This is a genomic window from Neisseria sp. Marseille-Q2251, assembly GCF_940793045.1.
Lineage (GTDB): Bacteria > Pseudomonadota > Gammaproteobacteria > Burkholderiales > Neisseriaceae > Neisseria.
In genome coordinates, this window is record NZ_CALNWV010000062.1 from 1 (window position 1) to 9,650 (window position 9,650).

Below are 9,650 nucleotides of genomic sequence, written 5' to 3' on the forward strand. Positions count from 1 at the left end.
TGCACCGTAAATTCCGCTACGCCCGGGCAGCCTATTTTGGTCTGCTCAAAGTGAGTGCGCAAAGCCATCTGAAGGCGATGTGTTTGAACCTGTTGAAAGCGGCTAACAGGCTAAGTGTGCCTGTTGCCGCCTAAAAGGCGGCCCGGATGCCTGATTATCGGGTATCCGGGGAGGATTAAGGGGGTATTTGGGTAAAATCAGGAGTAATTAGGAGCGGAAATAGACGAAAACCTGTGTTTGGGTTTCGGCTGTTGGGGGAAAAGGAATTTTGCAAAGGTCTCTGCCTTTTGCGTTGAAGTTTTCCAACCCCCGCCCGATACGTTTTTCGTTATAATCATCCCGATTCCTGTTTATATATATTTCAAAATGTTCAAACGCTTCCCTTTATTTTTCCTCTGTGCCGCACTGTTTTCGGGCTGCGCCACTCATCCCAAGCACACCCCCGCCGCCGTGGAAACCGCCGAAACGCTCGGTCTGCCCGCCAGCTCGCAGCCGCCGATTGCGCCGCAATGGTGGCGTGCGCTCAACGATGCCAAGCTCGACAGCCTGATTGACACCGCCCTCGCGCGTTCGCCCGATTTGGCGGCGGCACAGGCGCGCTTGCGGCAGGCGCAGGCGGGGGCGGATTTGGCGGATTCGCAGCGCGGCGTGAAGATTGGATTGGGGCTGAGCGGCGCACTGCTGCACCGCGACGGCGTAAACGAGCGCGAGAAGCCCGAACTCATCAGCGATTTGGAAAAGCGGCTGCTGGGCGACCACGGCACCAATATCACTTATGAATCGCTGCAACTGCAAGGGCAATGGTCGCCCGATGTGTTCGGCAAATACAAGCACCAGCTGGAAGCTGCGCTGGGGCAGCAACGCGCCGTGGAATACGAAATCGCGCAGACGCGGCTGCTGCTGGCGCAGGGCGTGGCGACGTATTACCGCCAATGGCAGTTGCTGCTGGAAACGCGGCAGCGCGTGGCGCAGCGGGCGCAGTTGAATCGCGAACGCGAGCAGGTGGTGCGCGAGCTGATTCGCGCAGGACAACTTGCACCGAGCAAACTCTATGCCGTGCAACAGGGCAACAGCCGTTTTCAGGCTGCCTTGTCAGATTTGGACGGCAATATTGCCCAAGTGCGCCACGCGCTTGCCGCGCTGACAGGACAACCGGCGCAGGCGTTGGACACTTTCACGCCCAATCCCGCCACCACCACCCCCGCACCGCCCGTGTCGCAGCTCACCGCCGATTTGCTCGGCAAACGCCCCGATTTGGCGGCGCAGCGCGAGGCACTGACCGCCCGCCGCCATCTGGTTGCCAGCGCGAAAACCGAGTTTTATCCGAACATTACCATCAAGGCGCTGGCCGGCTTGTCCAATGTGGAAATCGGCAACCTGCCGCATTCGTCGTCGTTTCTCGCCGGACTGCTGCCGAGCGTGAGCCTACCGATTTTTACTTCCGGCACGTTGCGGGCGAACCTGTCGCGCAAGGAAGCCGAGTTTGACGAGCAGGCGGCGCGTTACAACAAAAACGTTTACACCGCCCTGCGCGAGGCGGCCGACGCGCTGACGCAATACGAAACCGCTGCCGCAGCCGTGCGCGACCAAACCGAGATGACCGCGCTGGCCCGCAAAAACGCCGCCGCCGCGCAAAGCCGCTACCGCGCGGGGCTGGACAACAAGCTTGACTGGCTCGCCGCGCAGGACGAAACCCTGCAAAACGAAGCGCAACTGGCGCAGGCACAGGCGAAGCTATTTACCGCGTGGCTGGCGTTAAATACCGCCTTTGGCGGAGGTTTTGCGGCGGACAAATAAGGTGTAGAAATCCCTAGCGTTGTTTACAGTATTTCAGGAGAATACTGACATGAACATGCACAAAAATACCCGCCTCACCCCGCACCACCGCCAAGCCATTTGGACAGCATACACACAGGAGAAGGAAAGCGTAAGCTCATTGGCACGGCGTTACCAAGTCAGCCGTGTCACCATCTATCGCGCACTTAAAGCCGCAAGGGGTAGGCTGCTCAAACCCCAAACCAGCACCAACAACCGTTTCAAACAGGCAAAGTACGGAATGAAACGCCTAGCCAAGGTAGAACGCAGCATTCAGAAAAAACTCAAAAGGCAGGCCAAACGCTACAATAAATCCTACCCCGGAGAGCTGGTACATCTCGATACCAAACGGCTGCCGCTGCTCAAAGGTCAGAAAGCCACCGACAAACGAGATTACCTGTTTGTCGCCATTGATGATTTCTCAAGAGAACTGTATGCCGCCATCCTGCCGGACAAAACCGCAGACAGTGCGGCCAAGTTCCTAACGGAACAAGTCATCGAACCCTGCCCCTATTTGATCGAGTGCGTGTATTCGGACAACGGCAGCGAATATAAAGGCGGGGCAAGTCATGCTTTCGGTACTGCCTGTTATGAAAACGGCATCAATCAAAAGTTTACCCGTCCAGCCCGTCCGCAGACCAACGGCAAAGCCGAGAGGGTTATTCGGACGATTATGGAAATGTGGCACGAAAAGCAGAGTTTTGACAGTCGGGAACACCGGCAAAAGGAGCTGTGCCGATTTGCGAACTTTTATAACACCGTGAAGCCGCACGGTAGTCTGGGCGGCGATACGCCGTTTGAGGTCTTGCAGGCTTACTTTTCTCAACCTGTGGTGTAAACAATGCGGTTATTTTCTACAGCTGAGGTAGCCTAAAAATCTAAAACTTTGTCCCGTCCACCCCACCAAAGGAAACCCCATGCCCCTGCAATCCGGCGGCTACACCTTCAAGCCGCATGAAATGCCCTTTATGCCGGGTTCGCCCGCCTCGCCCGAGCATCCGAAAAAGCGGCGGCTCGCGTATCTTGCCATCGGTTTATTACTCGCGCTGTCGTCGGGCTTCCAAAACGGGCTGCTCACCGCCTCGCTGCCGCAGCTGCGCGGCGATTTGTCGCTCGATTTGCAGCAGGGCGGCTGGATTCAGGCGGCGTATTTCATGGCTTACGCCTGCATGAGCGTCCTCTTTTTCAAAGTCCGCAAGGCGTATGGCCTGCAACGCTTCGTCCGCATCACCCTGTTCGCCCAGCTTGCCGCCAGCCTACTGCAACTGGTTTATCACCATTACGAAGTGGAACTCATCGCGTGTGTTGCCGCCGCAATCGCCGCCAGCGGCCTGCTGGTGCTGTCGATTTACTACATGATGCAGGGCTTTACCGGCACGAAAAAGCTGGTCGGGCTGGTGTTCGGGCTGGGTCTGATGCAGGTCGGCACGCCGCTGGCGCAGAGCCTCGTGCCGCTGCTGTATGGCGACGGCGACCTCAACGGCGTGTTCGCCTTTCAGGCTACCCTCGCGCTCGCCTGCACCGCCTGCCTGTTCGCCCTGCCGCTGCCGCCCGGCATCACCGTGCGCAAATCGTTCACGCTGACCGACGCGCTCAGCTTTACCCTGTTCGCCTCCGGCATCGCGCTGTTGTGCGCCTTTCTCGTGCAGGGGCGCACGGTGTGGTGGACGACGCAGTGGCTCGGCTGGCTGCTCGCGGGCGGTGTGGGGCTGACGGGGCTGGCGTTGTACATCGAATCGACGCGGCACAAGCCGATGCTGGACTGGCACTGGATGACCGTGCCGCAAATCCTCATCTTCGCCGTGATGGGCGTGATGGCGCGGCTCTTGACCTCGGAGCAGACCGTCGGCGCGGCGGGGCTGATGGGCGCGGTGGGCGTGGGCAGCGCGCAGATGAGCACGTTTTACCTGATTGTTGCGGGCGGAATGCTGGCGGGTGTGGTCGGCAGCCTGATTTTGCTGGATATCAACGACATCCGCCGCCCCGTGATGGTTGCGCTCGCCTGTTTCGCCCTCGGTGCGTGGCTGGAAATCGGCGTGGGCATGCAGACCCGCCCCGCGCAACTTTATTTCAGCCAGTTTATCGTTGCCTTTGCCTCGCTGCTGTTTATGGGGCCGATGATGCTTGAAGGCGCACTGCGCGCGCTGGCGAAAAGCCCCGACCACATGATGAGCTTCTCCGCCGTGTTCGGCCTGTCGCAAACCCTCGGCGGGCTGGCGGGTGCGGCGGCATTCAGCGCGTTTTTAACTTACCGCACCCGCGACCACCTCGCCGCCATCGCGCAAAACCTGACCCTCTCCAACCCCGCGCTCGCCGCCGACATCCAGCGCAACGCCGCCGCCCTCTCCGCCACCCTCTCCGACCCGGTGCTGCTGCAAGGCCGCGCCGTCTCGCAAATCACCGCGCAGGCGGGCAAAGAAGCGTCGGTGGCGGCATACAGCGACCTGTTCGCGCTGCTGGCGGCGATGGCGGCGGTATCGACCCTCGTCGCCGTCGCCCTGTGGCTGTACCGCCGTTATTACAAGATTGATATTCTGGCGGCGGAGAAGGCGAAAGTGTTTGCGGCGTTGGGGAAATAGTGTTTCAGACGGCATTAAAGGCAGCCTGAAAACCACCGCACCAACCCATTAACCGAATCAACCCCCAAATCAACGGAAAGCAAAAAATGTCCCAACCCGACACCCCCGAACAACCCGACACCGAATCCCCAAAAACCGCCGTGCCGCAGCCCGAGATGCAGCCTGAAACGTCGTCTGAAACCCCGTCCGAGCCGCAAGAGCCCGCCCAATGGCAGCCTGAAAAACACCGTTTCGGCAGCATCGGCATACTCGCCGCCAGCGCAATCGGCGTGGTGCTTGCCCTGTATGCCTTCCGCCTGCCGCCCTTCGGCATGGGCGAGGTTTACACCAACAACGCCTATGTGCGCGGCAGCGTAACCGCCGTCAGCCCGCGCGTGGGCGGCTATGTGCAGAAAGTGCTGGTGCGCGATTTTGACAACGTAAAAGCAGGGCAGCCGCTGGTGGAAATCGACCCCGCGCCCTACCGCGCCAAAGTCGCCCAAGCCGAAGCTGGGCTGGCGGGGCAGCAGGCGGCGTTGAACAAAACCGCGCAGGACAAAGCCTCCGCCCTCGCCGTCTCCAAAGCCAACCAAGCCGCGATTGACAACGCCCGCGCCCAGCTTGACCGCGCCCGCCGCGAATGGCAGCGCATACAGGCGGTGAGTGCCGATGCCGTGTCGCAAAGCAGCCGCGATGCCGCGCAAACCGCCGTTAAACAAGCCGAAGCGGGCCTGAAACAGGCGCAGGAGCAATACGCCGTGGCGCAGCAGAACATCATCAACACGGGCGTAGGGCGCGAGGGCGCACAGGCGGGCATCGCCAACGCACAAGCCCTGCTGGACTTGGCAAAACAGGATTTGGGGCATACTGTGATTTACGCGCCCGCCAGCGGCAAACTCGGCGAAGTCAGCGTAAAACAAGGGCAGCTTGTGAGCGCGGGCACGCAGCTGATGTCCGTCGTGCCGCCCGAACGCTGGATCATCGCCAACATCAAAGAAACCGATATGGCCAACGTGAAAATCGGGCAGAGTGCCAGCGTGAGTATCGACGCACTCGGCGGCAAGGCGTTCAGCGGCAAAGTCGCCGAAATCTCGCCCGCCACCGCTTCCGAATTCAGCCTGATTAAAGCCGACAGCGGCACGGGCAACTTCGTCAAAATCGCCCAACGCATCGCCGTAAAAATCGTATTTGACGCAGGGCAACAGGATTTGGAACGCCTCGCGCCGGGGATGTCGGCGGAAGTGAACATTGCTACGAAGTAAGGTAAAAGGTCGTCTGAAAAGTTTTCAGACGGCCTTTCAGACTGCTTTTTTTATTGAAGTAAAGCAAATCGGGCATTATCCGTGCATTAATTGCCCAACCCACTCAACAAAAAGCAGCCTCAAACTCCATTCCCCCATTTTCAGGCTGCCTTGTAAAATTCTATAATTACGCTTTTATGCCAAACCATTTATCTGCGAAAGTCCCACAACCAATTTGACGTTGCCGTCATCGGCGCAGGCCCGTCAGGCTCGGTTGCCTCCGCCCTGCTTAACAAACAGGGCTTCAAAGTATGCGCGCTGGAAAAACAGCATTTTCCGCGCTTTGTGATTGGCGAGAGCCTGCTGCCGCACTGCATGGAAATGCTGGAAGAAGCCGGTTTGGCCGATGCCGTGCGCGCCGAGAAAGGCTTTCAGTTTAAAAACGGCGCAGCGTTCGCATGGCGCATTTCACGCGCATCACCGACAACATCGCCGCCGAAGCCGATTTTGACCGCAACAAAATCCTTATTACCACCCACCCGCAGCACCGCGACGTATGGTTTTGGACAATCCCTTTCGGCGACAACACCTGCTCGCTCGGCGTGGTCGGCACACCCGACAAACTGGCGGGCGATTCCGAAGCCGTGTTGAAACAAATAGTGGCAGAATGCCCCAATCTGGTTGAATTTTTTAAACATTCCGAATGGGAAAACGGCTTCCCCTACCGCAGCATCCAAGGCTATTCCGCCAATGTTAAAGCCCTGCACGGCAAACATTTCGCGCTGTTAGGCAACGCCGCCGAGTTTATTGACCCCGTGTTCTCATCGGGCGTAACCATCGCGCTGCATTCCGCCAAACTCGCCGCTGACCTGCTTGCCCGCCAGCTCAAAGGCGAAGCGGCAGACTGGCAGCGCGAGTTCGCCGAGCCGCTGATGGTGGGCGTAAACGCTTTTCGCACCTATGTGGACGGCTGGTACGACAACCGTTTCCAAAACGTGGTGTACGCACCCAACCGCGCGCCCGAAATCAGCCGCATGATTTCCGCCATTCTCGCGGGCTATGCGTGGGATACGGCAAACCCGTTTGTAGAAAAATCGGAACAGCGGCTGAACACGCTGGCGGAACTGGTGGGGGATTTGGCGTTTGAATAGGTGTTGATGTCGTCTGAAAACAGTTGCAGGTCGGGCATTGATGCCCGACAAACACCGACCTGTTTATCTTAAAATGAGACCTTTGCAAAATTCCCCAAAATCCCCTAAATTCCCACCAAGACATTTAGGGGATTTTGGGGAATTTTGCAAAGGTCTCAAAAGGAGAAGAAATATTACAAACAGCTGTTCCGTTAATTGAGCAAATTGATGAGTTATTTTTCGGAAAGTTGGATAACAACGAAGAACAATTTAAGCATTTTCTTGTTAGATTAAACAAAAAATAAGAATATTATTTATGGAGTTGTCAATTTTGATAGCTCCATACTACATTTGAAACTCAAAAATAGAGCATAGCTATAGAACAGAAATTTATTCAAGAGAATTATTTACACCAAAATATAGAAGTCCTCTGTTTTATTTTCAAAAAGTAAAACAGAGAACATAAATGGTTGGCTCTTGAAAGCAATGTGTAAAAATTTTACGTTAATATTGTAAAATATAATGATATAATTACTCTGTTATCGGGGTTATTTTTACGTATTTTTAAGAAAGTCATCAATATTTGATTGCAACAAGTTGAAATAATTAGAGTTTTATTTTTTCATTCTTTCCTTATATAGAAACAACCCTTCTGAGTTACATAAACAATCCAACAATATTGCTTGATACAAACCGCCGAGGTTTGAGGATAGATTGGGTATCCGTATTGGATGAAAGCAATCCGTCAGACTTTGAAAGCCATTTACAAAAATGCTTTAAAATTTGACCGCGCTTTTATTGTCGATACCCTCCAAGCACAAAGGTCGTCTGAAACTTTAATTTTAGACGACCTTTTTCTTTGTGTTTAAACCGCTAAACAGTATTATCGAAAAGCAATAGAGATACCGATAAAACCGATTTACTCCTGCCAGATAATCTCGTGTTTAGAACCATAAGTAATCCTTTTAATATTGTGTTCAAGAGCAATTTCTTTATCTAGCTTTCCTGAATATTTTGAACCTGCCAATTTTTGAAATAAAGTAATATTCAGCTCATCATTGTGGGAAGTTGTCTTTATATCTGAAATGCCCATTGCGCTATTGCCTACTAAACCTGTCAAATGAACCTGCCTATAATCCTTAGCTTCATGGACAGTAATTTTGAAATTCCCAATATCATCCAACTTGATTTCATCATTAGCGAAAAAACAGCCGGACAATATCAAGCCGGTAATACCCAGCATAGCTACCTTAATTTTCATCGTCATTTTATCCTTCGATAGAAGCATCTTCTAGTGTGCCGTCAAAATTGCCATCCATAACAATACGGTATCTCTCAACAAATCTCCATCATTGAAGCCGACAATACGCAATTTAAAATTCTTTAGAATCATAAATAAAGTCTTGAAGATGACTTTCAGACGACCTAGCCGACAGTTTTACCCCTATTTATCCTGTTTATTGACAAGGCTCCAATGAGAAAAGTTCTTTGATAAGCGCTTTAGACGTATAAACCTACAAAGTATGATGTAATACTGTTTCTTACCCATTTAGAGTAAGTGTATAGATTATGGGTAACTCTTTTGCTGTATTGTCCTTGTTATTTAGAAAAAATAATAATACGGTAAGTTTTATTATGTATAGTGGATTAAATTTAAATCAGGACAAGGCGACGAAGCCGCAGACAGTACAGATAGTACGACAAGGCGAGGCAACGCCGTACTGGTTTAAAGTTAATCCACTATAATTTCAGGTTGTTTATCCATCATCCACCTTATCGTAGGAGCGATTATGCCTCAAATGAAATTTAAATTATGGCTGCCGGTGTTGTTGGCTGCCGTTTTAGCAGCCTGTTCACAATCACATCAAGCAGTTGAAGCGCCTGCTGCCACCAATTCAGCCGTACCAAGCCAAAGTGCGCAAGCGGCAGAGAAATTAGGAACAAGCTGGGGCGATGAAGTGGAATCTTCCGTTCATTCCGTAAATTTGCGCCGTGTCAGCCAGGAACCTTTGGCGCAAAGCGTATTAAACTACTCTTCCAAAGATTATCGCGGCCGCAGCGTCAATTCGATTGCTTTAGCTTCAGGCAAAGTGGAATTGTCTGTACGCGGTGACGATGGCAGTCTGCTGCCGATATTCCGTGACAAAGGCAACTACTATCTGCGCGGTACAGACGGACAGTCATACCGTTTGGTCTATCAAAACAACAGCAACAAAACCTTGGAAATCGTAGCCAGCGTTGATGGTTTGGATGTGATTTCAGGCAAATCGGCCAGTAAATACGCCGACGGTTATGTCTTGTACCCTCATGATTCTTTAGAAATCGAAGGTTTCCGCAAAAGCAGCAGCGCGGTGGCGTCGTTTGTCTTCAGCAGCCCCCGCGACTCTTATGCCGCCAACTCGGATAATGGCTCCATCCGCAATACGGGTGTAATCGGCACTGCAATTTTCGAACTGTACGACCCAAACCGCAGCAGAAATGAACCACAAGCCTTTCCCGCCGATGACGGATACGCCAAACCGCCTACCCGATAAGGCATAAATAATAAAAGCGGTCTGTAAACCAAATAGGCTTCCAGACCGATTTTTATTTTGCAGTAGCAATGAAAATAAAATGACTTGATTAAAGATAAACAAGTAAATAGTTTGTTCTATAGTGGATTAACTTTAAACCAGTAAGGCGTTGCCTTGCCTTGTCGTACTATCTGTACTGTCTGCGGCTTCGTCGCCTTATCCTGATTTAAATTTAATCCACTATAAATCATCCTAAGACAAAAGGTCGGCGGATTCGGATTTGAAGTGCAACTTTCCATAACAGAAAAAGGCCAATATGCGGTAGCATACGGCCTTTCCTGCAAGAAAGATTGCCATGAGCTACACACAACTGACCCAAGACGAACGATACCA

At 53.0% G+C, this 9,650-nt stretch carries 6 protein-coding genes and 2 pseudogenes; 7 read left to right on the forward strand and 1 reads right to left on the reverse strand.

The genetic code is table 11. The annotated features are described in order from the left end of the window. From AAG834_RS13050 to AAG834_RS13075, 6 genes and pseudogenes are all read left to right on the forward strand, one after another. A pseudogene (locus tag AAG834_RS13050) lies at positions 1 to 134 on the forward strand (IS5/IS1182 family transposase); the annotation flags it as partial. A 232-nt stretch (positions 135 to 366) separates the two neighbouring features. Further along, positions 367 to 1,797 carry an efflux transporter outer membrane subunit gene (locus AAG834_RS13055; RefSeq protein ID WP_241429738.1) on the forward strand — a complete coding sequence of 477 codons (1,431 nt, stop codon included), beginning with the start codon at positions 367 to 369 and terminating at the stop codon, positions 1,795 to 1,797. Between the two features lie 49 nt (positions 1,798 to 1,846). Then, the gene (locus AAG834_RS13060) at positions 1,847 to 2,653 is read left to right on the forward strand and encodes an IS481 family transposase (RefSeq protein ID WP_003760186.1); all 807 of its coding nucleotides are present in this window, start codon (positions 1,847 to 1,849) and stop codon (positions 2,651 to 2,653) included. A gap of 79 nt (positions 2,654 to 2,732) precedes the next feature. Continuing rightward, on the forward strand, positions 2,733 to 4,394 hold the full coding sequence (locus tag AAG834_RS13065; RefSeq protein WP_003760188.1) for an MFS transporter: 1,662 nt from the start codon (positions 2,733 to 2,735) through the stop codon (positions 4,392 to 4,394). Between the two features lie 86 nt (positions 4,395 to 4,480). After that, a complete protein-coding gene (locus tag AAG834_RS13070) occupies positions 4,481 to 5,635 on the forward strand; it encodes an HlyD family secretion protein (RefSeq protein ID WP_182096200.1) in 1,155 nt (384 codons plus the stop codon). 192 nt (positions 5,636 to 5,827) lie between these two features. Then, a pseudogene (locus tag AAG834_RS13075) lies at positions 5,828 to 6,765 on the forward strand (NAD(P)/FAD-dependent oxidoreductase). 898 nt (positions 6,766 to 7,663) lie between these two features. Here AAG834_RS13075 and AAG834_RS13080 read toward each other — a convergent pair. After that, entirely contained in the window at positions 7,664 to 8,005 is a 342-nt protein-coding gene (locus AAG834_RS13080) for a hypothetical protein (protein ID WP_040668866.1), read from the reverse strand. A gap of 529 nt (positions 8,006 to 8,534) precedes the next feature. Between AAG834_RS13080 and AAG834_RS13085 the strand changes: the two genes are divergently transcribed. Then, positions 8,535 to 9,278 (forward strand): hypothetical protein, encoded by a 744-nt coding sequence (locus AAG834_RS13085; RefSeq protein WP_003760209.1) that lies wholly within the window; start codon positions 8,535 to 8,537, stop codon positions 9,276 to 9,278. The last annotated feature ends 372 nt before the right edge of the window (positions 9,279 to 9,650 follow it).

Excerpts from the sequence above, each read along its gene's own strand:
- AAG834_RS13080 (WP_040668866.1), bottom strand. The coding sequence starts at position 8,005 with ATGAAAATTAAGGTAGCTATGCTGGGTATTACCGGCTTGATATTGTCC.
- AAG834_RS13085 (WP_003760209.1), top strand. The coding sequence starts at position 8,535 with ATGCCTCAAATGAAATTTAAATTATGGCTGCCGGTGTTGTTGGCTGCC.
- AAG834_RS13070 (WP_182096200.1), top strand. The coding sequence starts at position 4,481 with ATGTCCCAACCCGACACCCCCGAACAACCCGACACCGAATCCCCAAAA.
- AAG834_RS13055 (WP_241429738.1), top strand. The coding sequence starts at position 367 with ATGTTCAAACGCTTCCCTTTATTTTTCCTCTGTGCCGCACTGTTTTCG.
- AAG834_RS13065 (WP_003760188.1), top strand. The coding sequence starts at position 2,733 with ATGCCCCTGCAATCCGGCGGCTACACCTTCAAGCCGCATGAAATGCCC.
- AAG834_RS13060 (WP_003760186.1), top strand. The coding sequence starts at position 1,847 with ATGAACATGCACAAAAATACCCGCCTCACCCCGCACCACCGCCAAGCC.